We start from the raw sequence: 26615 nt of genomic DNA, 5'->3' as shown, positions 1-26615 counted from the left end.
CGAGATGTCGTTCCGAGGGGGATCCGGACCGGAAAGCCCCTGCATTCACCGTAGGACGGCCTGACCGGCCGGCCATGGGCCGTACAGACCACGGTCCTGGGCCGTACGGCTCAATCGGGGCGCGCGCCGTCCTTCTCCCGCCACCGTCACGACCGGCGGCGGCCGGCGCTCGACGCGGGCATGACCTCGCGGGCGCCCGGCCCGGGCGTGCCACCGACGATGGCGGGAGACTGGTCGAGGGAGCGCAGAAGGGGAGTGAGCGGCATGTCGGACGGCGAGGCCGGCGGGCAGGGCGCCCTGATCAGGGAGCTCGCCGGGCTGGTGAGACTCGCGCACACCGCCCTGCTCGGCACGACGGCCGTGTTGACGGAAGCGGCGAACGGAGCGGACGGGATCCCGGCTGCGGAGAAGGCGCTGGCCGAACTGTCGGCCCGGATCGAGGAGGATGCCGCCGACACACCGGGCGGAAGGGCCGGTGTCGTCGTGGGTGTCCACGTGGGCTGCGAGGTGGAGGCGCTCGGGCGGCTGGCCGAGCGGCTGCTGGCGGCGGCGTGGGCACGCCAGGAGCGGGAGCCGTTCGACGAGCGGCTGCGGGCACCGCTTCACGGGCTGGCGACCACCGCTCTGGACCTGGTCGAACGGGCGGCCGACGTCCTGGAGTCCGGGGAGCCCGAGGGCGTCGCCGACGTGTTGACCTCACTGCACGAGGTCGGACAACGACAGCGGCTGCTGTACGAACTCCTGCTGCGGGAGGAAGTGCCGTCCGGGCGGGAGGCCGACCCGGTCGACATCGCCGACACGGTCGTGCTGGCGTGCTGCTACCAGGAGTGCGCCGACCGGGCCGGGGCGATCGCCCGGCACGCCGTGCTGCTCTCACGCGCCGGAGCCTGACCCGCTACGGGAGTCCGGCGAAGGCGGTCGCCTCCATCAGCAGCCGACCGGTGGGCCCGTGCCGCACGGCGCCACGGTGCGTCACCAGCATCGGGCCGAGTACGGGGTCTCCCGCGAGCGGGCCCGCGCGTGCGAGTCGTTCGAGCAGGGCCAGCACGTTGTGGGCGTACGCACGGGAGGCGGTCTCCGGAGCCTGCGCCGCGAGCTCCCCGCCCCCGATCAGCGTGACCCCGTCTCCGAGCGTCGTCGTGCTCCCCGACACGGCTCCCTCCACGTTGCCGCTCTCCGCGCCGGCGGCCAGGTCCACCAGCACCGATCCCGGACGCATCCGCGCCACCACCGCCATGGGGAGCAGAACCGGCGGCATCCTTCCCGGTGCGGTGAGGGCCGTCACCACCACGTCGTGGCACGCGACGGCCTCGGCGAGCCCCACCGTCCACGCGGAACGCTCCTTGCCGGCGTCCTTCCACGGCTCCCGATCGTCCGCTGCCGGTACCGGCCCTCGCAGATCCAGCAGGTCGGCCCCCAGCGCCGTGGCTGCCGCGCGCTCCCTGCGCCGCGGCTCGACCACGTCGACCGGCGCACCGAGTCGGCGGGCCGTGTCGATCGCTTGCAGGCCTGCCGGTCCCGCACCTACCACGAGCACCCGGACCGGTTCGAACAGCCGGCCCGCCGCGCCCCAGGGCGGGAGGCAGCGGTCCAGCCGGGCGGCTGCGAGGAGCACGGCTCGGTATCCGGCCACCCTGGCCTGGGAGGCCTCCGCGTCCAGGGGGTACGCGACGGGCAGGTCGGGTGTGAGGTCGAGCCCGATCGCCGTGACGCCCCGGTCCGCCCACTTCCGCACCAGGTACGGGATCCGCTCCGGCCGCACCAGCGCGGCCAGGATCTGGCCGGGGTGCAGCTCGCGGTCGGGGTCCGCCCGCGGCGGGTGGACGCCGAGCAGCACGTCCGCGCGCCGCAGCACCTCGGCGCGCCCTGCCACGGCGGCGCCGGCGGCACGGTAGTCGGCGTCGTGGTGACCCGCCGGAGCGCCCGCACCGGCTTCGACCAGGACCGTCGTGGCGAGGCGGGCCACGGCCGGCACCAGGTCGGGCACGAGGGCCACTCGGCGTTCGCCGGGCGCCGCCTCCCGCAACACCCCCACAGTCGTCGCCGTCATCGCTGCCTCCAGGGGTCCGCCTTCAGCCCAGTATGGTCCGTTTGCCCCGATGGTTCTCCCGGCCGGATACTCGTGCGGAAGGGCCACTCGCGCGCGGCGGGGAACGCGCCACGGCGGAGGGAACCGGTCATGGCCTCCAGGGGCTGGCAGTTCTGGGTGGACCGGGGTGGCACCTTCACCGACGTGGTCGCGCTGACGCCGGACGGACGGCTGCTCACCCACAAGCTGCTCTCGCACGACCCGGCCCGCTACCGTGATCCCGCGGTGGCGGGCATCCGGGCCCTGCTGCCGCCCGACGCGGATCTCGCCACGGACATCGAATCGATTCGGATGGGCACCACGGTGGCCACCAACGCGCTGCTGGAGCGCACCGGTGAACCCACCGCGCTCTGCACGACCCGCGGATTCGCGGACGCCCTGCGGATCGGCTACCAGAACCGACCGCAGATCTTCGCGCGCGAGATCATCCTGTCCGACCCCTTGTACGCCCGGGTCGTCGAGGTGGACGAGCGGATCGCCGCGGATGGCGAGGTGCTGCGCCCGCCCGACCTCGACCGGCTCGCCGACGACCTGGGTGACTGCCTGCGAGACGGCATCCGCTCGGTCGCGGTCGCGTGCCTGCACAGCTACCTGCACCCCGCTCACGAACGCGAGATCGGGCGGCTCGCCGAGCGACTCGGCTTCGACCAGGTGTCCTTGTCCAGCGAGGTGAGCCCCCTGATGAAGCTGGTGCCGCGGGGGGACACCACCGTGGTCGACGCCTATCTCGACCCCGGCCTGCGCCGCTACGTGCGGCAGGTGTCGGACGAACTGGCGGGCGTCCGGCTGATGTTCATGCAGTCCAACGGCGGGCTGGCCGCAGCCGGGCACTTCCGGGGCAAGGACGCCGTCCTCTCCGGACCGGCCGGCGGCATCGTCGGCATGGTGCGGATGTCAGAGCTCGCCGGCCACCGACGGGTGATCGGTTTCGACATGGGCGGCACCTCCACGGACGTCTCGCACTACGCGGGCGAGTACGAGCGGGTGGTGACCACCCAGGTGGCCGGTGTACGGCTGAGTGCGCCGATGCTCGCGATCCACACCGTGGCGGCGGGCGGTGGATCGGTCCTGCGCTTCGAAGGCGAGCGCCTGCGGGTCGGACCGGACTCGGCCGGCGCCGATCCCGGCCCCGCCTGCTACCGCAAGGGCGGACCGTTGACGGTCACCGACGCCAACCTGCTGCTCGGCCGCATCCAGGCCGAGCACTTCCCGAGCGTCTTCGGCCCGAACGGCGACCAGCCGCTCGACCGGAACCTGACGGAACGTCTGTTCGGCGAGCTGGCCCAGGAGATCGGCGACCGAACGGCGGAGGAGACCGCCGAGGGTTTCGTGCGGATCGCGGTCGGCAACATCGCCAACGCGATCAAACGCATCTCGGTCCAGCGGGGACACGACGTCACCCGCTACGCGCTCACCACCTTCGGCGGCGCCGGCGGCCAGGTCGCCTGCCCGGTGGCCGAGGCACTCGGGATCCGCACCGTGCTGGTCCCACCGATGGCCGGGGTGCTGTCCGCCCTCGGAATCGGCCTGGCCGACACCACCGTCCTGCGGGAGCGGGCCGTGGAACGGCTGCTCGTGGAGCAGGAGATGGGGGCCGTACGGGCACTCGCCGACGAGCTGGCGCAGGCCGCCACCGGCGAGCTGCTCGACCAGGGTGTTGCACGGGAACGGATCCGGCTGGCCCACCGGGCCCGACTGCGCTACCAGGGCACCGACACCGCCATCGGTGTTCCACTGGACGAACCGGCGGCCATGCGGACCGAGTTCGAGGAGCGGCACCGGGCCACCTACTCCTTCCTGATGGACCGCCCGCTGGTGATCGAGGCCCTCGCCGTCGAAGGCACCGGCCTCACCGAGCAGCCTGAGTTCGACGCACTCTCCCCGGGCCCGGGGCACCCGGGGGAACCCGTCACCGTGGCGCTCCACACCGGCGGCGAGTGGCGCCGGGTCCCGCTGCTGGAGCGCGAGTCGATGAGACCGGGCGAAACCCTGACCGGTCCGGCCGTGATCGCCGAGGCCAACGCCACCACCGTCGTGGACGACGGCTGGGAGGCGACCGCCACCACCGCGGGGCACCTCCTCGTCGAGCGGATCAGGGCGGCGGCCGAGGAGTCCGTCAGCACCACCGCCGACCCCGTGTTGCTGGAGGTCTTCAACAACCTCTTCGTGGCGATCGCCCAGCAGATGGGTGCCCGGCTGGAGTCCACCGCCCAGTCGGTCAACATCAAGGAGCGGCTGGACTTCTCCTGCGCGCTCTTCGACCCCGAGGGCAACCTCGTCGCCAACGCCCCGCACATCCCCGTCCACCTCGGATCGATGGGCACGACCGTGAAGGAGGTGCTCCGTCGCCGCGGCCCGCGGTTGCGCCCGGGGGACACCTATGCCGTCAACGACCCCTACCACGGCGGCACCCACCTGCCCGACATCACCGTCGTCACCCCCGTCTTCGACCCGACCGGCAGTGAACTCCTGTTCTTCGTCGCCTCCCGCGGCCACCACGCCGAGATCGGCGGCAGCGCCCCCGGCTCGATGCCCGCCGACAGCCACGAGATCCACGAGGAGGGCGTACTGTTCGACACCTGGCCACTGGTGGTGGACGGGCGGCTGCGCGAGGCGGAGACCGTGCGGCTGCTCACCGGGGCGCGGCACCCGTCCCGCTCCCCCGAAACCAATCTCGCCGACCTGCGCGCCCAGATCGCCGCCAACCGCAAGGGCGTCGACGAGGTCCGCGCCATGATCGACCACTTCGGCCTCGACGTCGTCCAGGCGTACATGCGGCACGTCCAGGACAACGCCGAGCAAGCCGTCCGCCGGGCCGTCGCAGGACTGTCCGACGGCGCCTACCGCTACGAGACCGACTCCGGCGCCGTCATCGCCGTGGCAGTCCGCGTGAACCGCCGGGACCGCAGCGCCACCATCGACTTCACCGGCACCTCCCCCCAGCTCGGCGGCAACTTCAACGCTCCGTCCGCGGTCGTCACGGCCGCGGTCCTGTACGTCTTCCGCACCCTCGTCGACGACGACATCCCGCTCAACGACGGCTGCCTCCGGCCGCTGCGGATCGTCGTTCCACCCGGCTCGATGCTGGCACCGGAGTACCCCGCCGCCGTCGCCGCCGGCAACGTCGAGACCTCGCAGGCCATCGTCGGAGCGCTCTACGCGGCACTCGGCGTCCAGGCCGAAGGCTCCGGCACGATGAACAACCTCACGTTCGGCAACGCCGAGCACCAGTACTACGAGACCATCGCCTCCGGCTCGGGCGCGGGCCCGGACTTCGACGGCGCGGACGCGGTCCAGACCCACATGACCAACTCCCGCCTCACCGACCCCGAGGTCCTGGAGTGGCGCCTCCCCGTCCTCGTCGAGGAGTTCGCCGTCCGCCCCGAAAGCGGCGGCGCGGGCCGCCGGCACGGCGGCAACGGCGTGCTGCGCCGACTGCGTTTCCGCGAGCCGATGACCATCAGCCTGCTCACCGGCCATCGTCGCGTCCCGCCCTACGGCCTCGACGGCGGCTCCCCCGGCGCCCTCGGCACCAACCGCGTCCTGCGTGCCGACGGCACCGTCGACGACCTGCCCGGCTGTGGCAGCACCGAAGTGGCGGCCGGGGACACCCTCGAGATCCGCACCCCGGGCGGCGGCGGCTACGGCACCCCGTAGGCACGGCCCGACCATCGAAGCGCGGACCGACCCCGGCGAGGAGGCCGGTCGGCCCCGCTCCCCGGTCGGCCCCGCTGCCCGGCCGGGTGTCCTGCGGGACGGTCCTACCTGCGGGGATCACGCGCGGTGGTCGTTCACCGCGCGACGGACTTCGGCGGCGGCGCGCGGCACCGCGTCGGCGACGGCTGGGCTCAGCCCCTCACCGATGGAGAAGTCCGCGCCCTCCACCGCGATGATCAGCAACTCGCGCGGCAGCTTCCCCAGGACGGCCGCCAGCGCTACGGCCTGGCCGAGGCCCAGGCCGTGGGTGCCGGCTGAGGCCTCCTCGTCAGCCGTGAGGTCAGCCGGCAGGTGGTCCACGTCGACGGTGACCCGGTGGATGCGCCCGGGTTCTCCCGGATGGGTACGGACCGCGTCGACGACGACGGCCACGTCGGCGCCCTCCCACTGTTCCATCAGCTCGGTGGGCTCGCCGTCGCACAGGGCGAGCCGGTCCACGGCGAGGCCTTCGGCGGCCAGCCGGGTGAGGACGGCCACGGCCGCCCCGTCGTCGTGGCGGTACTCGTTGCCGACCCCGAGGACGACGAGGCGTCCGCCGGCCCCGGTCGTCACCGTCCCACCACCGTGAGGGTGAGGAAGTGCGCCGCGCAGGAGATGCAGGGGTCGTAGGTGCGGATCGCCCGCTCGCACTGCCGGGTCAGTTCGGCGTCGTCCAGGTGCAGCCGGGGCTGGACGAAGGCCCGCAGGTCGGTCTCGATCGCGGTCTGGTTCTGTGCGGTCGGCGGGACGATGACGGCCTCCCGGACGAGCCCGTCCGCGTCGATGTCGTAGCGGTGGTAGAGCAGCCCGCGCGGCGCTTCGGTGGCGCCGTACCCGGTGCCGGCCTTCGGCGGGACGGGTACGGCCGGACCCGGCGGCGGCTCGTACTGCTCGATGATCCGCTGCGCCTCGGTGACGGCCCACAGGACTTCGACGGCGCGGATCACGATGCTGCGGAAGGGGTTGTCGCAGGACGGGCCGAGGCCGGCTTCGGCCGCGAGGTCGCGGATGCCTGCGGGCAGCCGGTCGGCGGAGAGGTTCCAGCGGGCGAGCGGCCCGGTGAGGTGGGGCCGGCCGTCGAGGGTGGCGTGCAGGGCGGTGGAGTGCGGGACCTGGTGCTCGCGGACGTGCGCTTCGAACTCCGCCGCGTCGAAGGGGCCGACACGGGCACCGGTGGGAGTACCGGAATCGATGGCGTAGCTGTCGGCCTCGGTGAGCGCGAGGAACTCGTGCCGGACGGTCAGCGACGGGAACTCGAAACCGGCCACCCAGGCGAGGGTCTCCTCGGCGTCGGCCCTCGCCTGTCCCAACACCGTTTCCAGATGGACGAGCTCGGCCCTGGTGGGCAGTCGGTGGAAGCCGCCGACCCGGACGTTGACCGGGTGGATCGCCCGCCCGCCGAGGACCTCCACGATCTCGTTGCCCGCCTTCTTCAGCCGCAGGCCGCGCTGGAGGACGCCCGCGTCGGTGCGGGCCAGCGCCAAGGCGTCCGGCAGGTGCAGGAAGTCGGGAGCGTGCAGGAGGTAGATGTGCAGGGTATGGCTCTCGATCCACTCCCCGCAGTACAACAGCCTTCTCAGCTGGGCGACTTGACCGCCGACCTCGACTCCGCAGGCATTCTCCACCGCTCGGCAGGCACTCATCTGGTAGGCCACCGGACAGATCCCGCAGATCCGGGAGGTGAGATCGGGCGGCTCTGTGTACCGGCGGCCGCGCAGCAGCGCCTCGAAATAGCGCGGGGGCTCGTAGATCCGGAGCCTGACGTCCTGGACCTCACCGTCGCGGACGGAGACGTGCAATGCGCCCTCGCCCTCGACGCGGGCCAGAGCACCCACGCTGAGCAACCGCTCACTGCGGTGGGTCATGCGCCCTCCTCGTCCGCCTGCCGGGCCGCGTCCGCGAAGTCCGGGGACGCGGCGTTGAAGGTGCGGTAGAGCCGGGCGGCGTCCGCCTCCGTCACTCCGTCCCGGCGCAGCAGCGGGAGCAGGGCGCGGGTGTTGGGAGTCTCCATGGGGCCGAAGCAGCCGTAGCAACCGCGCCCGTAGGCCGGGCAGATGGCGCCGCAGCCGGCCTGGGTGACGGGTCCGAGGCAGGGAGTGCCGTGGGCGACGGTGACGCAGGTGGTGCCGCGCAGCTTGCACTCGAAGCAGACGCTGTGGCCGGGGACGTCGGGTCGGCGGTCGGCGAGGTAGGCGGTGATGACCTCCAGCAGCTGCCTCCTGTCGATCGGGCAGCCGCGCAGTTCCAGGTCGACCGGGACGTGGGCGGAGACCGGGGTGGAGTGGTCGAGACTGTCGATGTACTCGGGGCGGGCGTAGACGACGGCCTGGTACTCCGGGAGGCTCGCCAGGTTGCGCAGGGCCTGGACGCCTCCGGCCGTGGCACAGGCGCCGATGGTCACCAGGTGGCGGGACTGCTCGCGGACCCGCCGGACGCGCTCCAGGTCCGCGGCGGTCGCGATGGAGCCCTCGACCAGGGAGAGGTCGTAGGGCGGCGGCAGCTCACGGTCGGAGGCCTCCAGGAAGTAGCCGATCTCCACCTGCCCGGCGAGCGCGAGGAGTTCGTCCTCGCAGTCCAGGAGGGTGAGCTGGCAGCCGTCACAGGAGGAGAACTTCCAGACCGCCAGACGCGGGGGGTGGGCCACGGCGCTCACCTCTCGGGGACGGACAGCAGGTCGTCGACGTGGTCCCACCCGAGGACGGGGCCGTCCCGGCAGACGAGGACCGGGCCGAGCTGGCAGTGGCCGCACCAGCCGGTCGCACAGCGCATGTTGCGTTCCAGCGAGACCCGGATCCGTTCGGCGGGCACACCCCGGCGCCGCAGCTCCCGGGCGGTGGCACGCATCATCACCTCCGGACCGCACAGGTAGGCCGCGCAGCGCCCGGGCCGGAGGTCGGCACCGTCCAGCAGGCCGGTGACCAGCCCGACCGCACCGCGCCAGCCCGGGTCCGGGTGGTCCACCGTGGTCCTGACGTCCGCTCGGGAGCGCCAGCGCGGCAGGTCGTCGAGGAACAGCCGCTCGCCCGGGTCACGGTAGCCGGTGAGCACCGATACGGTCCCGTACGCCTCGGACCGGGCGAGGACCCGCTCGATCAGCGGGCGCAGCGGGGCGAGCCCGATGCCGCCGGCGACGATCAGCACGTCGCTGCCGGCCGGCGGGGTCCGCCAGGCCGTGCCGTAGGGACCGCGGGCGCCGATCCGGTCGCCGACCCGGGCCCGGCACAGGGCCTCGCTGACCTTGCCGACGGCCCGGACGGTGTGGCCGAGGGCGGTTCCGTCGATCCGGCTGGTGGAGAGCGGGATCTCGCCGACGCCGAAGGCGTGGAGCATCGCGTACTGTCCGGGGCGGAACCGTGCCAGCGGGGCGTCCAGCGGGACGAGGTCGAGGGTGACGGTGTCGGCGGTCTCCCGGCGGCGGGCCAGCACCCGGTACGGGACGGGGGTGGTCGCGTGCGTCACGGCGCTCCCCCCTCGGTCGCGGCCTCGGCGCGCAGGGCGGTGACCTCCTCCGTGATGTCGATGCCGACGGGGCACCAGGCGATGCAACGGCCGCAGCCGACGCACCCCGAGGAGCCGAACTGGTCGTGCCAGGTACCGAGTTTGTGGGTGAGCCACTGGCGGTACCGGCTCCGTGCGGAGGTGCGGACCGGGCCGGTGCCGTGCAGGTGGGAGAAGTCGAGGTCGAAGCAGGAGTCCCAGCGACGCCACCGCTCGGTGTGGTCGCCGGTGAGGTCGGTGACCTCCTCGGTGGTGGTGCAGAAGCAGGTGGGGCAGACCATGGTGCAGTTGCCGCAGGTCAGACAGCGGTCCGCGACCTGGTCCCAGCGCTCGGCGGTCATCGTGCCGGCCATCAGCGCGCGCAGGTCGGTGGGGTCCATGCCGCGTGCCATCCGCCCGGCGGCGTCGGCGACGGCCGTACGGGCGTCCTCACCGTCGGTGGGGCGGGTGGGGAGTGCGGCGAGGACCTCCTCGCCCTCCGGGCTGCCGGCGCGGACCGTGTAGCGCGGCCCGTCCGTTCCCGCCGTCTCGGTGAGTGCCAGGTCGTACGACGATCCTCGGGGCAGGCCCGGGCCGGTGCCCATCGAGGCGCAGAAGCAGACCGCGCTGGGCTCGGTGCACTCGGCCACGACGACGAATGCGCCGGCCCTGCGCGGTGCGTACACCGGGTCGACGTACGCGCCACCGGTCAGCACCCGGTCCTGGACGGCGATCGCGCGCAGGTCGCAGGGGCGCACGCCGAGGAAGGCGTAGCGCGGCGGCGGATCGTCGTCCTCCCGGACCGTGATGCTCCCGTCCGCGGAGCGGTCCGCTTGCCAGAGTCGGGCGCGGGGCGGGTGCAGGAAGGTCTTCCAGGACTGCGGCCCGGCCGAATGGGCGAACGCCGCCCGGTCCGCGCGCGGGCGCAGCCGGTAGGTTCCGGGCTCGGCCTCGATGCTCCAACCGTGGGGCAGCTCCGCGGCCGACGCGAGTTCGGCGAGCACGATCGCGCCGTCCCGGACGGTGGGTCCGACCACGGTGTAACCGCGTTGTCGGAGGACGTCGACGAGAGCGGCGAGACCCGTTTCGTCCAGTTCCGCGAGGGGTGCGGTGGTGGTGTCCATCGGGCTGTCCTCGGGCGGGTCTCCGGCACCACCCGGGGTGGGCGGCGCGCTACGTTCCACTGTCCGCCGATTCCCGGGATCACGCATGGGCCGGGCGGCCCCGGGCGCGGGGCCGGCCGTCAGTCGCGCCGGTCCAGCCGCAGTGCCAGGGCGGGGCACTGGTTCACCGCCCGGCGGGCGGCGTGCTGCTGCCACGGTGGGACGGGCATCGAGGTCGACGCGGGGTAGCCGTGCGGTCCGAGGCGGATCAGCCCGGGCGCCACCACGGCGCACAGGCCGTGCCCCGTGCAGCGGGACCAGTCCACCTCCAGTCGGGGCCCGCTCTCCCCCGGGAGCGGCAGCACCCCGAGCGTCGGCCGACGGCATCCGGGCCCGGAGACGTGGGCGGCCACGTCCTGGGCGAAGACGTCGAGCGCGGTGAGGACGAAGCGGGCCGTGCCGTCCGGGTGGGAGCAGGCACCGCCGCCCTGTGCCGCCGCGAGGGCCGCGCGGACCCGCTCCAGGGCGGGGGGCCCGGCGGCTCCACCGGCCAGGGCCGCGAGGGCGTCGGCGGCGTCGGGCAGTCCCCGCCGGCAGGGTCCGCACTGTCCGGCGGACTCGTCCGCCAGCCAGGCCGCGACGCGGGCGACCTCGCCGAGCGGGCAGGTGTCCCCGGGGAGGGCGACGACCGCTCCGGCGCCGAAGGTGCCGCCGAGCCCCGCCAGGCCGCTGCGGGACAGCGGGGCGCCGACGGCGTCCCGGCCGGGCAACCAGGCCCCGTGGTAGCCGCCGACGAGCACGCCTTCGTCCACGGGGGTTCCGCAGGCCTCCAGCACCGGTCCCATGGTCGTCCCGGCGGGGACCTCGACCACCAGGGGGCCGGCCCCGGGCCGGTTGACCGTGAGCAGCACGGTGCCGGGTTCCGCGGCGGTGCCGACCGCCGTGTACCCGTCGGCGCCGAGCCGTACGAGCAGAGCGAGTTGGGCCCACGTCTCGGCGTTGGACAGCAGGGTGGGGCGCCGCCGGACACCGCCGGGCCCGCCGTCGGCGGCGCGGGCCCGCACCGTGCCCGGAGCGACCGCGAGGCCGTTCACGCCGCGGATCAGCGCGCTGGACTCGCCGGAGACGAAGCGCTCGGGCAGGCACACCAGGCGGGCCGGGCAGGGCAGGTCGTCCTCGCGCTCGGCGAGCGCCGCCGTGACCGAGCCCTCGCCGGGGGCACCCGCCGCGACGCCGATCACGATCTCCTCCGCGCCGAGCGCGGCCGCCGCCGCGCACGCCCCGTCCAGGACGAGGTGCGGCACCCGGGCGAGCAGCATCGTGTCCTTGGCGCTGGGCGGCTCGCCCTCGGCACCGTTGACCACGACGACGGGGCGCACGCGGGAGCGGTCGGACGCCGCGAGGGCGGCGCGGGCCTTGCGGGCGAACGGGAACCCGGCGCCGCCACGGCCCCGCAGGTCCACGCTCTCGGCCAGTGCGAGCAGGTCGTCCCGGGACAGGGGGTGCGGCACCGGGTGGACGGTTCGGTGCGCCGCGAGGTCCAGCCGCCGCCGGCGGTCGAGGCCGGCGGTGAGCCGCGCGGGTGCCAGCCAGCGCACCTCCGGCAGCGCGGGCCCCCCGCTCATCGGCCACCGCCGGGACGGGCCAGGCGCACCGCGGCCGTCGCCGGCCCGGCGTGCCGGGGCCGGTACGGCAGGCGGCCCACGGAGGCGGACGCGGACGCGGGCGCGGCCCCGTCCGCGGGCGGAACCGGCCGGGCCAGCGGGCGGCCACCGGAGTCTCCCCTGGAAGAACGCGCGGCGAGGTCGGCGAACGTGACGGTGCGCGCGGTGGCGGGGCGGCGGGCGCGCGACCCCCGCCGGTGCAGGCCCGCGGCCCGGCGCCGGCCCGCGCCGGCGAGGGTGCGCACCAGCAGGGCGAGGGCCACCGCCGCCGCGCACAGCCCGTAGCCCCACCACACCCAGGCGTGGGCCGGTCGGCCCGCGGTCAGCCCGTGGGCCAGCGCGACCGGCCAGCAGGCGTACGCCGTGGCGTGCAGGAACCGCCACAGCCAGGCGTGACGGCTGCCCGCGAACCGACCGCGCACCACGCCCGTCGCCGCGACCAGCACCATCAGGTCGGCGGCCAGGGTGCCCAGGGCGACCTCCGCGCCGGCGCCGCCCGCGAAGGGGACCGCCGCGGCCCACGGGCCGGCGTGCCGCTCGACGACCTTGACCGCGATGTGGACGCCCAGGAATCCGAGGGCGGCGACGGCCGTCGCCCGGTGTGCCGATTGCACGGCCACCCGCATGCGCGGTGTCAGCAGCAGCCGGTCGGTGGCGACCAGACCGCCCACCACCACCGCGGTGAGCGACAGCAGGGTGAAGACACCCGCGAAGTAGTCCAGGAAGGCCTGGACGCGGCCGGCCACCGGAGGGACCGGGTGGAGCGCGGGCACGGCGAGCAGGGCGTGGCCGGACATCGGGACACCTTCTTTCGCGGGCCCGGATCCCACGGCTCGTCGCGGAGCCGGGACCGTGGCAGGGTGCCCCTCGGGCCCGCACGGGGATGCCGCCCGCTGGTGGCGCGGGAGGCGAGGCATGACCGGCCCATTCTTAGCGCGGCCCGCTCCGGCTCCCAAGGCCCCGCAGTACGACCACGCACCGTAGACGGCCACCGTGGAAGCGTCCCGACACCGGCCCGACCGGCGGTGTCGTACCAACGATCGGCCGTAGGAGCCGCCCCGGCCGGTGTTACCGGCCTCACGTACCGAGGGGCTCCGGCCGCGGCTACCGGCGGGTAGCCACCGGCGGCGGCCGACGGCCCGGGCGCGGCCGGTCCCCGGGGTGCCCGGGTCAGGTCCTGCGGCGCGTCGCCCCGTGCGATTCCGTCCGGGCTTCCCGCTCGGCCGCTACCCGGCGACGAGGACGGCCACGCCGGTGACCCGGTCCGCGGCGAGGTCCGCGAGCGCCTCGTCCGCCTGTCGCAGGGGGTAGCGGGTCACGTGGACGGCCGGGCGGGTCCGGGCGGCCTCCGCCAGGTAGGCCAGGCCGTCGGCCCGGGTGTTGGCGGTGACGCTGCGCAGCGTGCGTTCCTGGAAGAGGTGCCGTTGGTAGTCGAGCGTCGGGATGTCGGTGAGGTGGATGCCGGCGACGGCGAGGGTCCCGCCACGGTCCAGGGCGGAGAGAGCGGGCGGCACCATGTCGCCGACCGGGGCGAAGAGGATGGCGGCGTCCAGGGGTTCGGGGGACTGGTCGTAGGAGTCGCCGGCGAAGGCGGCGCCGAGGTCCAGCGCCAGTCGGCGCGCCGCGGGGGCCCGGGTGAACACCGCGACCCGGGCGCCTCGGGCCAGGGCGAGCTGGGCGGTCAGGTGGGCGGAGGCGCCGAAGCCGTAGATTCCGAGCAGGCCGCCCTCCGGGAGTTCGGCCCGTTCGAGGGCCCGGTAGCCGATGATCCCGGCGCACAGCAGCGGGGCGAGTTCCTCGGCGGGCGGGCCCTGCGGCAGGGGGTAGGCGAAACGGGCGTCCGCGGTCAGGTGGCGGGCGTAGCCGCCGTGCCGGTCCCAGCCGGTGTAGCGCGAATCGGGGCAGAGGTTCTCGCGCCCGCTCCGGCAGTAGCCGCACGTGCCGCAGGTCCGCGCGAGCCAGGCCACCCCGGCCCGGTCGCCGACGGTGAACCCCTCGACCGCCGAGCCGGTCGCCACGACCTGCCCGACGACCTCGTGCCCGGGCGTGCACCGCGCCCTCCTCGGCGCGAGGTCACCCTCCGCCAGGTGCAGATCGGTGCGGCACACCCCGCAGGCCTCCACCTCCACCAGGATCTCCTGCGGCCCCGGTGCGTCCAGCGGCCGCCGCTCTCGCACCAGGGGCCCGGGTCGCGGCCCGCCCACCGGACCGGGACGGTCGACCACCCAGGCCTCGGTGTCCACTGCTCCTGCTCCCGCCGCTCCCATGGCTGTCTCCCGTCCGCTCCTCGGCGTGTGGGTCCGGGGCCGCCCCTGTCGAGTCTGACGGGCGGGTGCCCGTCCGTCATCAGGACGGCGCGGGGCGTGGCCCGGCGGACCCGGCGTGGCGGCCGGTGACCGGGTCGAACAGGTCACGCGGGACGGTGCCGGTGGACGCCGGGGCGGCCTCGGAGAGCGCGGGTCGCCTCAGGCGCCTTCGGAGCGGTCGTTGGCGGCCGCATCGGCGAGGCCCGCCCGCAGGAGGCGGTGGCCGAGGTCGATCAGGGCGCGGGCGGCGGCGTACTCGTCGCCGATCTCCGGGACGGGCGGGTCGTGGGGGTTGCGGCGGGCGGTGGTGCGGGACTCCAGGGTGTTGTCGCCCGTGTCGAGGACGGCGTGGACCTTGGTCGTGTCGCCCTCCTCGAAGAGGTCGAGGCGCAGGGACCACCGTTTGGTGCGCATCGGGTTCGGGGCTGTCGTGGTCATCATCGGCTCCTGGGTTCCTCGGGCCGGGGCGCGGGCCCCGGCAGGACGGGGTTCGGTTGCCCGGGCGGTCTCGCGCCCGCCGGCGGGGCCCGGGTGCGAGGACCGGGCCCCTGCGTCCAGGAGACCGCCACCGGGCTCCGGACAGCAGGGCCGTTCGGCCCCCCGGCGGACCCCATCGGCACGGACCCGTCGGGGGCGGTACCGGCTCGCCGACAAGGCCGAACGTACCGCGGGTTGAAGGCGGAGGAGCCCCGCACCCACGGGCCTCTGGGGGCGGCGTTCCGGAATGGCGCCCGTCGCCGGCTCTCGGTCCGGGCGTGGACGGTGCGCCAGGTGGACGGCATGTCAGCAGCGCTCTTCGGCCGTGGCCACGGCACGCTTCACCGCGGCGAAGCTGTCCGGCGTGACGGAGATCGAGTCGATCCCGGCCTCGACCAGGAAGCGGGTGAAATCCGGTTCGTTGCTGGGGCGTTGGCCGCAGAGGCCGACATGGCGGCCGGCCGTGTGGGCGGTGGCGACCAGGGACTCGATGCTGCGGGTGACGGCCGGGTTCCGCTCGTCGAAGAGGTGGGCGAGCAGGCCGGAGTCGCGGTCGACGCCGAGGGTGAGCTGGGTGAGGTCGTTGCTGCCGATCGAGAAGCCGTCGAAGCGTTCGGCGAACTGCTCGGCGAGCAGGACGTTGGCCGGGATCTCCGCCATGACGTACACCCGCAGACCGTTGGCGCCCCGGGCGAGCCCGTTGTCGGCCATGACGGCCAGTACCCGGTCGGCCTCCTGCGGGGTGCGGCAGAACGGGATCATCACCACGACGTTGGTCAGGCCGAGCTCGTCCCGGGCCCGGCGCAGCGCCTGGCATTCCAGGGCGAAGCCCTCGCGGTAGCCGGGGTCGTAGTAGCGGCTCGCGCCGCGCCAGCCGATCATCGGGTTGGCCTCGACGGGTTCGAACGGGGCGCCGCCGATGAGCCGGGCGTACTCGTTGGTCTTGAAGTCGCTGGTGCGCACCACGACCGGGTCCGGCCAGCGCGAGGCGGCGATCCGGGCGACTCCGTGGGCCAGGCGGTCCACGAAGTAGTCGGTCCGGTCCGGGTGGCCGTAGGCCAGTTCGTCGACCAGCCGCCGGTCCTCGACGGACAGCCGCTCGGGGTGGACCAGCGCCATCGGGTGGACGCGGACCTGGTGGGCGACCACGAACTCGGTCCGGGCCAGGCCCACCCCGTCCGCCGGAAGGCGCCACCAGCGGAACGCGGCTCCGGGGTCGGCCAGGTTGAGCATCACCTTGGTCCGGGTGGCCGGCAGGGAGCCGAGGTCGGTCTCGGTCGCCTCGTACGCGACGAGGCCCGCGTACACGTGTCCCTCGGCGCCCTCGGCGCAGGAGACCGTGACCTCCTGCCCGTCGGTCAGCACGGCGGTCGCCGAGCCGGTGCCGACCAGCGCCGGCACGCCCAGCTCACGGCTGACGATCGCCGCGTGCGAGGTCCGGCCGCCGTGGTCGGTGACGATCGCGGCGGCCCGCTTCATGAGCGGCTCCCAGTCCGGGTCGGTGATCTCGGTGACCAGGACGGCGCCCTGCGGGAACCGTTCCAGACCGACCGGCTCGGCCAGCGCGTACACCGGCCCAGCGCCGATCGCCTCGCCGACGGCGATGCCGTCCACCAGGCGCTCGCCGGTGCCGGTCAGCCGGAAACGGCGCAGCACCTCACCCCGGCGCCGGGACTGCACCGTCTCCGGCCGGGCCTGGACGAGGAACAGCCAGCCGGTGATGCCGTCCTTGGCCCATTCCAGGTCCATCGGGCAGCCGTAGTGCTCCTCGACCGCCACGGCCCACTCGGCCAGCGTGCGGATGTCGCCCTGCCCGAGCACCGGGCGGGCCCGCTCGACGGCGTCGGTGTCGACGGTCGTGGTGGAGCCGTCCTCACCGTAGACGGCCTTGCGGCGCTTCGCGCCGAGCCGCACGTGGACCACGGGGTCGAGGTGGTGGTCCTTGAGGACGGGCTTGAACACCGTGTACTCGTCCGGGTCCACCTGTCCGCTCACCACCGTCTCGCCCAGTCCCCAGGCGGCGCTGATGACCACCACCCCGGGGAAACCGGTCTCGGTGTCGAGGGTGAACGCCACACCCGCGCCCGCGAGATCGGAGCGCACCATCAGCTGCACACCGACCGACAGGGCCAGCGAGAGGTGATCGAATCCCATCCGCTCGCGGTAGTCGATCGCCCGGTCCGTGAACAGCGAGGCGAAGCAGCGCCGGCAGGCGTCCAGCAGGGCGTCGGCGCCCCGGACGTTGAGGAAGGTCTCCTGCTGGCCCGCGAAGCTGGCCTCCGGCAGGTCCTCCGCGGTGGCGCTGCTGCGCACGGCGACGTCGGGGTTCTCGCGCTCGGCCTTGCGGGCGAGGTCCTCGTACGCCGCCACGACCTCGTGTGCGAGGGCGGGCGGCAGCGGGGTGGACAGGACCGCCGAGCGGATCGCGACGCCGACCTCGGGCAGCGGGGCACCCTGGTGGAGCCGGTCGACCTGCTCGACGATCCGCTCACGCAGGCCGCCGGCGTCGAGCAGCTCACGATAGGCGTCGGCAGTCGTGGCGAAGCCGTCCGGCACGCGGACCCCCGTCGGGCCGAGACCGGTGATCAGCTCGCCGAGCGAGGCGTTCTTGCCGCCCACCAAGCCGACGTCCTCGCGGCCGAGTTCACGGAAGCGGATGACACGGCGCATGGCGGCCTCCAGGCGCACTCGCGGCGCCCGGCGGCGCCGGGCGCGCCGTGGGCTCCGTCCCTGCCACTGTCCGTCCTGGCGGGGCGCCCCGGCGAGGGGCGGACGGCTCCGGAAGCCGGTCCGGTAGGCCGGTACCCGCAGGGCCGGTCGACCCTGCGGAGTGGGCGTCGACGCGGCGCCGACGACATCGTGGACCGCCCTTCACGGGGCCTTCGGTGCGCTCCGGCATCGGCGCGCGCCGCACCGGAGGCAGGTGGCGGTCCGGTGGACGGGGAGCCGGCCGCGGGGTCCACGGGCTGACGCTCACCTCGTGCGGTGGCCGTGCTCCGCGGAGATCCGGTGGGCGTGCGCGACGATCTCGGCGGCCGCGTGCTCCCCGACGCCGAGGGCGTGGGTGAGCCGGTGGGCACTCCAGCCGTGCCGGGCGAGCAGGGTGGGAAGCGGGTGGTGCGGGCTCGGCGGACCGGGCGGCGGCGTCACCGGTGCGGGCGGGGCTTCGGGTGCGGGCTCGTTCGTACGCGGGCGGACGACCGCACGGCGCAGTTCGTCCGCTCCCCAGACCAGGAACGGGAAGGGCGCCACGACGAGGACTTGGGCGGGAGAGAGGGCGGCGGTGCCGAACACGTGCTGCAGCGCCGGGAGGTAGACGATCGCGGCGGCGAAAGCGAGGGAGAAGCCGATGCCGCCGAGCAGTTGGCGGTTGGCGAACACGCCGACGGCCCGCAGCGGCGCCCGATCGGTGCGGGCCGCGAAGGCGGTGCCGATCTGGCAGGCGACGATGCCCGACCAGGCGACCGTGGTGGCCTGCTGGTACGGCAGGTGGAGGGCGGTGCCCACTCCGGTGGGATCGCCGGGGTGCCAGCCTGCGGCACCGAGGGTGAGGAAGAAGCCACCCATGACCAGGGCGGCGGAGATCAGGCCGAGGAAGCCCCAGGCCCGGGCGAGCATGGCGGGGCGGATCACCTTCTCCGAGCGGGGCCGGGGCGGCCGGTCCATCAGGCCCGGTTCGGCCTTCTCGCGACCGAGGGCGAGAGCGGGGAGGGTGTCGGTGCCGAGATCGATGGCGAGGATCTGCATCACCGTGAGGGGCAGCGGCACGGCGCCGCCGGCGAGGGCGAAGACCAGGAAGGGGACGACCTCGGGAACGGCGTGGGTGAAGATGTAGACGATGAACTTGCGGATGTTGTCGTAGGTGCGTCGCCCCTCCTCGACGGCCGCGATGATGGTGGCGAAGTCATCGTCGGTGAGCACCATGGTGGCGGCCTCGCGGGCGACTTCGGTGCCTGAACGGCCCATGGCGACGCCGATGTCGGCGCGGCGCAGGGCGGGCGCGTCGTTCACGCCGTCACCGGTCATGGCGACGGTGTGGCCCTCGGCCCGCAGCGCGTCGGCGATGCGCAGCTTGGCCTCGGGCGAGGTCCGGGCGAAGATCACCTCCTCGCCGCGGGCCAGCAGTGCGTCCAGGCGGTCGTCGGGCATCGCGTCGAGCTCGGTGCCGGTGACGATGCGCATGCCCCGGTGACCGATACCGACCTGCTCGGCGACGGCCGCCGCGGTCAGCCCGTTGTCGCCGGTGACCACGTGGACGGTGATCCCGGCCTGGTGGGCCCTCCGGATGGCCTCCGCCACCTCCGGCCTCGGCGGGTCCGACATGGCGACCAGGCCGATCAGACAGAGGTCCCGTTCGGCCTCCTCGCGGCGGCCCGGGGGCGGCCGGCCGGGCGGGAGTGCGCGGCGCGCGACGGCGAGCACGCGCAGGCCGCGCGCCGCCATCCCGCCGACGGCGTGGACGACCTCGGTGCGGTCGGCCGGGGTGATCGGGCGCTCGAGACCGTGGTCGAGCAGCCGGGTGGTGTGGGTGAGCACCTCCTCGGGGGCGCCCTTGGTGTGCAGGACGACCGTGCCGTGGCGGGCGTCCGCGGTGGTCATGAGCTTGATGCGCGGGTCGAAGCGGAACAGCGCTCGGCGTTCCCCGTCCCGTCGTGCCGGTGTGCGGTCGCCGCCGAGGCGGGCGGCCAGGTCGAGGAGGGCGAGTTCGGTCGGGTCGCCGTGACCCGCCGCGGGATCGGCGGTGGTGCAGGTGGCGGCCGCGTCGGCGAGCGTCAGGGCTTCGTGGTCCGGTACGGGGTCGCCGTTCGCCTCGGTTCCGGGGGTCCACACCTCCGTGACGCGCATGCGGTTCTCGGTCAGCGTTCCGGTCTTGTCGGTGCAGATCGTGGTGGTCGAGCCGAGGGTCTCCACGGCGGACAGCCGCTTGACCACCGCTCCGCGCCGGGCGAGGTCGCGGACACCCGAGGCGAGCGCCAGGGTGATCGTCGGCAGCAGGCCCTCGGGCACGTTGGCGACGAGCAGGCCGACCGCGAAGGCCACCGACGCCGTCAGGGAGAGGCCGGCCGCCAGGCCCATCGGCAGGAACGCGAGTCCGACGCCGACCGCGATCACCGCGATCAGCCGGGCGACCCGCTTGACCTGCTGTTCCAGCGGGCTCTCCTCCCGTCGGGTGCGCTGGCTGAGGGCGGCGATCCGGCCGAGCTCGGTGTGCATGCCCGTTGCCGTCACCACCGCCACGGCGGCTCCGCCGGTGCACGCGGCGCCGGAGAAGACCAGGTCACGGGCTTCCAGCAGCGGTCCCGAGCCCTCCGTGGCCTCGCCGGAGCGGAACACCGGTACGGACTCGCCGGTCAGCGCCGAGAGGTCGACCTCCACCCCGCCCGAGAGCAGGCGGGAGTCCGCCGAGACCCGGTCACCCTCCTCGACCACCAGGACGTCGCCGGGCACCAGCTCCGTCGCCGGCACGGACCGACGCCGGCCCTCGCGGACCACCGTCGCGTCGTCGGGCAGGAACCCGGCCAGGGCCTCCACGGCGCGCTCGGCCTGCCGCTCCTGGACGAAGGCGAGCAGGGCGTTCAACCCGACCACCGCGAGGATGGCGCCCGTCAGGTTCGGGGCCCCGCTGACGGCCGCCAGCGCGGCGGCGCAGATCAGGAGCAGGGCGAGCGGATGGGTGAACTGGTGCGCCAGCTCGCGCGGCCAGCGGCGGCCCTCGCGGCGTACGAGCGTGTTGGGCCCGTACACGGTCAGTCGGCGGGCTGCCTCGCGCTCGCTCAGACCGTCGGGTGAGGTCCGCAGGTCGCGGAAGAGCAGGGCGATGGGCTCACGCGGCTCAGGGGTGGCCTCACCCGCTGCAGGTGGAGCGGCACGGAGTGCGGTCCGACTGTCGCCGGCCATGGTCAGGCCCGGTCGTCCGCCCCGCCCGGGCCGGTGGCACCGGCAGGGCGGCGCACGGCCGCGTGTTCGCTGCTGGGTGTCATCACGTCCTCCACCGGATGGGGTGCTCCGGGCCTCATCGTCACCGTAGGAAGGTGCGCCCACCGGGTGGCAGGGCCGCTCGGCCCTGTCGGACAGGGGCTGCCGCGGGTAGGGCCGGCGGTACCCGCGGCGAGGGTCGGGAGCCGGCGGTCAGACCAGCTTGGCGCCCCAGGCGCGGGCACGGTCGAGTTCGCCGGCGCGCAGTGGCCCGTCGTTGCGCTCCACGATGAAGCCCTCGGGTTCGACGACGACGTCGTAGTGGCGGTGGGAGAGCCGGTGGGCGATGCCGTGGGCGGCGCCGCCGGCCCGGGGCATGTCGACCCGGGTGTCGAACGCGGCGGCGTGGACGGCGGCTCCGGTCTTCGGCAGGTCGTGGAACCAAGCGCGCAGGCCCGGGCCCTCCATGGCCTCCCGCGCCTGGGCGGCGGCCTCTTCGTGGCCTTCCTCGCGTGCCTCGGCCATGGCCGCCATCCGACGGCTGAGCCCGGAGGACATGCCGTGCATGTGGGTCGGTCCGCCGACCACCAGCAGGTCCGCGGAGCGGGTGAGCTCGGCGTCGGCCTCGGCCACCGGGAGGCAGTCCACGGCTGCCTCGGGGTCCGCCTGGTGAACGCCGTCGGCGATCGCCTCGGCGATCTCCCGCGTGTTGCCGTACATGCTCTCGTACACGATCACGGTGTGCATGGTCTCCACCTTTCGTCAGCTCCAGCCTCGCTACCCGACCCGGAGGAGGGGATGGGCCGTTCGGGCCGGATCGGACGGCCGGACGGTCCCGTCAGCCGTGCGGGACGATCACGACCGGGCAGTGGGCGCGGTGCAGCAGTCCGTGGGGAACGGAACCGAGCCGCATGCCGGTGAAGCCGCCGCTCCCCCGGCGGCCGACGATCACGGCGAGGGCGTGCTCGGAGGCCCGGGCGAGTTCCTCGACCGGGTGGCCGTGGACCAGTTCGTGGGTCACGGTGACGTCCGGGTGGAGGGCGCGGCGGCCCGCGGTCGACTCGAAGAGCTGCCGGCGCAGGATCCGCCCGGTGGCGGCCTCGTCGAGATTGCCGACGGGCGGCCGCTGCCAGACCCAGAGGACGCGCAGGGCCGCCCGGCGTTCGGCCGCGAGATCGAAGGCGAAGTCGACGGCGGGCTCCGAGGACGGGCTGCCGTCCACGCCCAGGACGACGTACGGCGGGTCCTGGGTGGTGTGCTCGGGACCGCGGACCACGACCACCGGGCAGTGGGCCTGGGCGCTCACCGGAACGGCCACCGAGAAGGCGCTCAACGCCTCCTCGGCCCGGCCCAGCCGACGGGAGCCGAGGACGACGAGCGCGGCGTGCCGGGACTCGCGGCACAGCGCCGGGGCCGGGAGGTCATCGGGGACATCGGTCGTCAGGGTCAACCCCGGGTGCCGGCCCCAGGCCACGGCCCCGGCCCGGTCGAGGGCCCGCTCGGCCCGCGCGAGCAGGGCCTTGTGGTAGCGGTCCCCGTCGAAGTGCCGGAACTCGCGGTACAGCGGCGGGACGGCGTGCACAAGCCTCAGCGGGAGGCCCCGGCGATCGGCCTCGTCGGCGGCCCAGGCGGCGGTCATGCTGCCGGTGTCGTGCGCGTCGACACCGAGGACGACGGATCGGCCGGGGCCCTCGGAGCTCGCGGGTGCCATGGCGTCCTCCTCGGTTCGGCGTTCGCGGGCGTGCTTCCACGCTAGGCACCGGTCCGGCCCCGCCGCGAGGGCCGACCGGCCCAGCCGCGGCGGACCGCCGGTCCCGGCCGGAACGTCACCGTCCGGCGGTCCGGGTCGGCCCGGGGAGCCCTGGGGCCGCCGATCCGCCGGCGGCAAGGTGGAACGCGAAGCCGAACGAGGAGGTGGGCACGATGGTCCGGATCAAGGTCGTCACCAGGCCGAACCGCCCGAACGAGCCCCCACCGCTCGACCTGCGGACGCCGTCCGGCCGCCGCCTGCCCTACTGAGGCGAACACCGCCTGGCTGTCGTCTCCGCCGTCCCGGTCCATCGCCGACGCACACCGGCGGCCGGCCGCCGAGTCGGCCTGTACGGGAGCGCGCGCCCTGCGCGATGAATCGGGGCGCACGACCAACGGGTGTGCGAGGGGCGCGCTGGTTTCAGCCGGCGCGCCCCTTCCCCTTGACATGGGTGGCGATTCGGTTCCTAGATCCCTTGCTTGCGCAGCCGGGCCGCCGCGAACCCGGCGAGTCCGGCGGCTGCGGGGGCAGCGAGATCGCTCCAGGACAGCGGCGCGGTGTCCAGCACGTCGCGGAGGAACGGCAGGTAGAGGGCGGCCGCCGCGAGTGCGGCGGAGGCGAGGACGGCCAGCGGGAGGAAGAGGTTGGCGCGGGTCAGCAGACGTTCGCGCAGGCCGAGGACGGTGCCGAGCTGAGCTGCCAGCAGGGCGAGGAACAGCACGGTCTGCCAGGGGCGTTCGGCGTCGTGGGCCCAGAGCCCGGCACCGAGGGAGGCGGCCGCGACGACGAGGCCGAGCAGCAGCACCCGCTGCCACACGCCGGAGCCCAGGATGTGCTGGTGCGGCGGGCGCGGGGGCCGGGTCATCGCACCGGGTGAGACCGGCTCGGCACCCATGGCGACGCCGGTGAGGCCGTGGGTGAGCAGGTTGATCCAGAGGATCTGGCCCGCGCGCAGCGGCAGCGCGAGGCCGAAGAGCGGGCCGGCCAGCATGACCAGGATCTCGGCCGCGCCGCCGGACAGGCCGAAGACCAGGAAGCGGCGGATGTTGTCGTAGACCCGGCGGCCCTCCTCCACCGCGCCGACCACGGTGGCGAGTTCGTCGTCGGCGAGGACCAGGTCCGCGGCCTGGCGGGCGACCTCGGTGCCGCGCAGGCCCATGGCGACGCCGATGTCCGCCTGCCGCAGGGCGGGGCCGTCGTTGACGCCGTCGCCGGTCATCGCGGTGACGGCGCCCCGGGCCCGCCAGGCCTGGACGATGTCGAGTTTCTGGCGGGGGTCGGTACGGGCGAAGATCCGTGCCCGGGTGAGGTCGCTGACCGCACCGGTGGCGATGGCCTGCCCGTTCACCACGACCTCCGGTCCGGCGCCCGGTTCGAGCAGACCGACCCGGACGGCCAGGGCGCGCGCGGTGGCGGGGTGGTCGCCGGTGATCAGGACGGGAAGGATGCCGGCGCGGCGGCAGGTGGCCAGGGTGGCGGCCGCCGACGGCTTGGGCGGGTCGGCCAGGGCGGTCAGGCCGAGCAGCCGCAGGCCGTGTTCGGCCTCCTCGGGCGGCTCCGGCAGGCGGTCGAGGTCCTGCTCGGCCACGGCGAGCACCCGGTAGCCCTCGGCGGCGAGGGCGGCGGCCGCGCGCCGGGCCCGCTCCAGCAGCTCCGGCGGATCGGCCAGGACGGTGGGGTCGAGGACGGTCTCCGGGGCGCCCTTGAGGCAGGCCAGCAGGCCGCCGTGGGGCGTGCGGTGGACGGTGCTCATCCGCTTGCGGGTGCTGTCGAACGGTGTTTCGGCGACCCGGGGGTGGGTCTCCCGCAGCCGTCGGTGGTCCAGGCCCGCCTTGCCGGCGGCCGTCAGCAGGGCGGCCTCGGTGGGATCGCCGAGTGCTCCCCACTGGCCGTCCCCGCCGGACGGCGGGCGCAGCGCGGCGTCGTTGCACAGCGCGGCGGCGGTGAGCAGGCTGTTCACCGCGATGTCGGCGGTTCCGTTCACCGCGCCGTCGGCGGCTCCCTGCACCGCGCCGTCGGTGGTTCCGTCGATCCTGATCCCACCGGCCGGTCCGTATCCGAGACCGGTCACGGTGGCCGTGGAACGCGGTGTCCAGAGGCGCTCGACGACCATGCGGCCCTCGGTGAGGGTGCCGGTCTTGTCGGTCGCCAGCACGGTGACCGAGCCCAGCGTCTCCACGGCCGGCAGTCGCCGGACCACGGCGTGGCGGGCGGCCATCCGGCGCGCGCCCAGCGCGAGGGCGAGCGTGACGACGGCCGGCAGTGACTCCGGTACGGCGGCGACCGCCAGGCTGATGGCCGTCACCCCCATCTCGCCGGGCGGCTGCTGCCGGAGCAGGCCGAGGACGAAGACCAGGGCACAGAGGCCGACCGCCACGGCGGCCAGCACCCGCCCGAGCCCGGCCAGCCTCCGCTGGAGCGGCGTGGGCTCGGGCCGGGGCCGCAGCATGGCGGCGATCCGGCCGAGCGCGCTGTCGGCTCCGGTGGCGGTGACCACGGCCAGGGCCCGGCCCCTCAGCACGACCGTCCCCGCCCGGACCGCGTCATCCCCCGGGGCCCGGGGGTCGGCAGACCTGGTCACCGGCAGGGACTCACCGGTCAGCATCGACTCGTCGAGCAGGAGCGCCGCCGCCTCGGTGAGCCGGGCGTCGGCCGGCACGATGTCGCCTTCGGTGAGGGCGACGACGTCTCCCGGGACGATCTCGGCCGACGGCACCGTGCGCTGCACCCCGTCACGCACCACCCTCGCGGCCGGGGCGGAGAGCCGGGAGAGTGCCGCGACGGCGCTCTCCGCCCGGACCTCCTGGACCACGCCCACGCTGGTGTTGATCACGATCACCAGCGTGATGACGATCGCGTCCGGATGGTCGCCGATCGCGAGGGTCAGGGCGACGGCCGCGAGCAGCACGGTGATCAGGGGATCCCGGAGCTGGGCGGCCACCCGGGCCCACAGGGGTACCCGGTGGTCGGCCGCGACCTCGTTGCGGCCGTGCTCGGCGAGCAGTCGCGCGGCGTCGGGACCGGTGAGTCCGCGCGCCGGGGCGTGGGCGGCGACCGTCACGGCGGTGGTCCGTCAGTCGGCGAAGAGGTGCGGGTGGGACGGTGCGGTCGCGGCGGGCTCGGGGCGGTGCTCGAAGTGGTGGATCCGGGCGTCCGGCCCGGGGAAGTACTCCGTCACCCGGCCGTCGTCCGCCCAGCGCACGTCGTACGGCGGGCTGCCGTCCGGATGGTGCAGGCCGACGATCTCGCCGTCCCTGCGCGCCGCACCGGGCCGGGTGCCCTGGACGATGATGCGGTCTCCCACGGCGGCTCTCATGACGTCCTCCCTGGCTCGGTGCGGGGCGGGGCCGGGGCCGGCCGCCGTCCTCCTTCCATGGCACCACCAGGCGCCGGGCCCGAGCTGGGGCCGGTCGGTCCCCGGCACCGGGCCCGTACGGCCCTCGGGGAAGCGGAACCGGGCTCGCCAGACTGATCCGTGAGAGCAGAGGAAGCATCCCGGTACCGAGGAGGCGCGTCATGTCCGCCGTAGCCGCCACGCACAGGCGCCCCACCTCGCGCACGTCCCTGCGCGGGCACCTTCGCCGGGCCGTCGGCCGGGACCGCAACCCGCTCTGCCGTCCGCTCGACCGGGCGTACAGCCGCCTGGTGGCCGGGGCGGCGTTGATGGTGCTCGTCACCCTCGTCCTGGCGGCGGTCACGGCCCTGGTCGTGTACCGGGCGGAGGCCGACGATGCGGCGCAGGCCGCCCGGCACCGGCACGTCGTCACGGCCGTCACCACGGGCCCCGCGCTGTCGGACGACCCCAGGGCGGGCAGCGCGCGGGAGCACGCCCCGGCGCGCTGGACGTACCCGGTCGGGCCCGGTACGGGCAGCATCCCCGTGCCGGACGGCACGGCCACCGGGACGGCGCTCCCGGTGGGGCTGAACGACGCCGGACATCCGGTCGGCGCCCCCGGTCGAACGGACTGATCGTCTCGGACGCCGTCCTGGTGGGTCTGGGCGCGGTCACCGCGCTCGGATTCGGTACGGAGGGCTGGGTCGCCCTGCGCCGGCGTCGGCTGGACCGGCGGGCGGAGGCGGACTGGGAGTCCGCGTGGGAGCAGGTGGAACCCGGCTGGTCCGGACGGCGGTGACGTC

Annotated in this window: 20 protein-coding genes; 4 read left to right on the top strand and 16 right to left on the bottom strand. The window is 74.9% G+C overall.

Annotated elements, in window-relative coordinates:
* Positions 1-264 precede the first annotated feature (264 nt).
* Positions 265-891 (top strand): hypothetical protein, encoded by a 627-nt coding sequence (locus ACIRD3_RS19935; RefSeq protein ID WP_402218160.1) that lies wholly within the window; start codon positions 265-267, stop codon positions 889-891.
* Positions 892-895: 4 nt separating this feature from the next.
* Here the strand turns inward: ACIRD3_RS19935 and ACIRD3_RS19930 are convergent, their stop codons facing one another.
* Complete coding sequence (locus tag ACIRD3_RS19930) at positions 896-2050, bottom strand: NAD(P) transhydrogenase subunit alpha (protein ID WP_402218158.1); 1155 nt, start codon at positions 2048-2050, stop codon at positions 896-898.
* Between the two features lie 129 nt (positions 2051-2179).
* Here ACIRD3_RS19930 and ACIRD3_RS19925 point away from each other — a divergent pair, with 129 nt between their 5' ends.
* Positions 2180-5746 (top strand): hydantoinase B/oxoprolinase family protein, encoded by a 3567-nt coding sequence (locus ACIRD3_RS19925; protein WP_402218155.1) that lies wholly within the window; start codon positions 2180-2182, stop codon positions 5744-5746.
* Between the two features lie 117 nt (positions 5747-5863).
* On the opposite strand, the gene ACIRD3_RS19920 is transcribed toward ACIRD3_RS19925, so the two are convergent.
* The 15 genes from ACIRD3_RS19920 to ACIRD3_RS19850 form a co-directional block, all read right to left on the bottom strand.
* Complete coding sequence (locus ACIRD3_RS19920) at positions 5864-6358, bottom strand: hydrogenase maturation protease (RefSeq protein WP_402218152.1); 495 nt, start codon at positions 6356-6358, stop codon at positions 5864-5866.
* A complete protein-coding gene (locus ACIRD3_RS19915; protein WP_402218149.1) occupies positions 6355-7650 on the bottom strand; it encodes a Ni/Fe hydrogenase subunit alpha in 1296 nt (431 codons plus the stop codon). The genes ACIRD3_RS19920 and ACIRD3_RS19915 overlap by 4 nt, the downstream gene beginning before the upstream one ends.
* A complete protein-coding gene (locus ACIRD3_RS19910; RefSeq protein WP_402218146.1) occupies positions 7647-8438 on the bottom strand; it encodes an oxidoreductase in 792 nt (263 codons plus the stop codon). The genes ACIRD3_RS19915 and ACIRD3_RS19910 overlap by 4 nt, the downstream gene beginning before the upstream one ends.
* Positions 8435-9244 (bottom strand): FAD/NAD(P)-binding protein, encoded by an 810-nt coding sequence (locus ACIRD3_RS19905; RefSeq protein ID WP_402218144.1) that lies wholly within the window; start codon positions 9242-9244, stop codon positions 8435-8437. The genes ACIRD3_RS19910 and ACIRD3_RS19905 overlap by 4 nt, the downstream gene beginning before the upstream one ends.
* Positions 9241-10386 (bottom strand): 4Fe-4S dicluster domain-containing protein, encoded by a 1146-nt coding sequence (locus ACIRD3_RS19900; RefSeq protein WP_402218141.1) that lies wholly within the window; start codon positions 10384-10386, stop codon positions 9241-9243. Before ACIRD3_RS19900 ends, ACIRD3_RS19905 begins: the two co-directional genes overlap by 4 nt.
* Positions 10387-10505: 119 nt before the next feature.
* Positions 10506-11990 (bottom strand): NADH-ubiquinone oxidoreductase-F iron-sulfur binding region domain-containing protein, encoded by a 1485-nt coding sequence (locus tag ACIRD3_RS19895; protein WP_402218138.1) that lies wholly within the window; start codon positions 11988-11990, stop codon positions 10506-10508.
* Positions 11987-12826 (bottom strand): hypothetical protein, encoded by an 840-nt coding sequence (locus tag ACIRD3_RS19890; RefSeq protein WP_402218136.1) that lies wholly within the window; start codon positions 12824-12826, stop codon positions 11987-11989. The genes ACIRD3_RS19895 and ACIRD3_RS19890 overlap by 4 nt, the downstream gene beginning before the upstream one ends.
* A gap of 429 nt (positions 12827-13255) precedes the next feature.
* The gene (locus tag ACIRD3_RS19885) at positions 13256-14272 is read right to left on the bottom strand and encodes a zinc-dependent alcohol dehydrogenase family protein (protein WP_402218134.1); all 1017 of its coding nucleotides are present in this window, start codon (positions 14270-14272) and stop codon (positions 13256-13258) included.
* Between the two features lie 222 nt (positions 14273-14494).
* Positions 14495-14773 carry a dsRBD fold-containing protein gene (locus tag ACIRD3_RS19880; protein ID WP_402218131.1) on the bottom strand — a complete coding sequence of 93 codons (279 nt, stop codon included), beginning with the start codon at positions 14771-14773 and terminating at the stop codon, positions 14495-14497.
* Between the two features lie 345 nt (positions 14774-15118).
* Positions 15119-17482: a phosphoenolpyruvate synthase gene (gene ppsA / locus ACIRD3_RS19875; protein WP_402218129.1), complete on the bottom strand. Its 2364-nt coding sequence runs from the start codon at positions 17480-17482 to the stop codon at positions 15119-15121.
* 303 nt (positions 17483-17785) lie between these two features.
* Entirely contained in the window at positions 17786-20710 is a 2925-nt protein-coding gene (locus tag ACIRD3_RS19870) for a cation-translocating P-type ATPase (protein WP_402218126.1), read from the bottom strand.
* A 231-nt stretch (positions 20711-20941) separates the two neighbouring features.
* A complete protein-coding gene (locus ACIRD3_RS19865) occupies positions 20942-21475 on the bottom strand; it encodes a flavodoxin family protein (RefSeq protein WP_402218123.1) in 534 nt (177 codons plus the stop codon).
* Between the two features lie 91 nt (positions 21476-21566).
* Positions 21567-22439, bottom strand: coding sequence for a universal stress protein (locus ACIRD3_RS19860; protein WP_402218120.1), 873 nt, complete (start codon positions 22437-22439; stop codon positions 21567-21569).
* Positions 22440-22944: 505 nt separating this feature from the next.
* Complete coding sequence (locus ACIRD3_RS19855; RefSeq protein WP_402218117.1) at positions 22945-25539, bottom strand: cation-translocating P-type ATPase; 2595 nt, start codon at positions 25537-25539, stop codon at positions 22945-22947.
* 12 nt (positions 25540-25551) lie between these two features.
* Positions 25552-25794, bottom strand: coding sequence for a DUF1918 domain-containing protein (locus tag ACIRD3_RS19850; protein ID WP_402218114.1), 243 nt, complete (start codon positions 25792-25794; stop codon positions 25552-25554).
* A 200-nt stretch (positions 25795-25994) separates the two neighbouring features.
* Here ACIRD3_RS19850 and ACIRD3_RS19845 point away from each other — a divergent pair, with 200 nt between their 5' ends.
* Together ACIRD3_RS19845 and ACIRD3_RS19840 are read left to right on the top strand one after the other, a co-directional pair.
* Positions 25995-26447 (top strand): hypothetical protein, encoded by a 453-nt coding sequence (locus ACIRD3_RS19845; protein ID WP_402218112.1) that lies wholly within the window; start codon positions 25995-25997, stop codon positions 26445-26447.
* Positions 26448-26467: 20 nt separating this feature from the next.
* Positions 26468-26611 (top strand): hypothetical protein, encoded by a 144-nt coding sequence (locus tag ACIRD3_RS19840; protein WP_402218110.1) that lies wholly within the window; start codon positions 26468-26470, stop codon positions 26609-26611.
* The last annotated feature ends 4 nt before the right edge of the window (positions 26612-26615 follow it).

It is taken from the genome of Kitasatospora sp. NPDC093550 (genome assembly GCF_044764985.1).
Lineage (GTDB): Bacteria > Actinomycetota > Actinomycetes > Streptomycetales > Streptomycetaceae > Kitasatospora.
The sequence above is the reverse complement of the archived record's forward strand: the minus strand, read 5'-3'. Positions and strand labels throughout refer to the sequence as shown.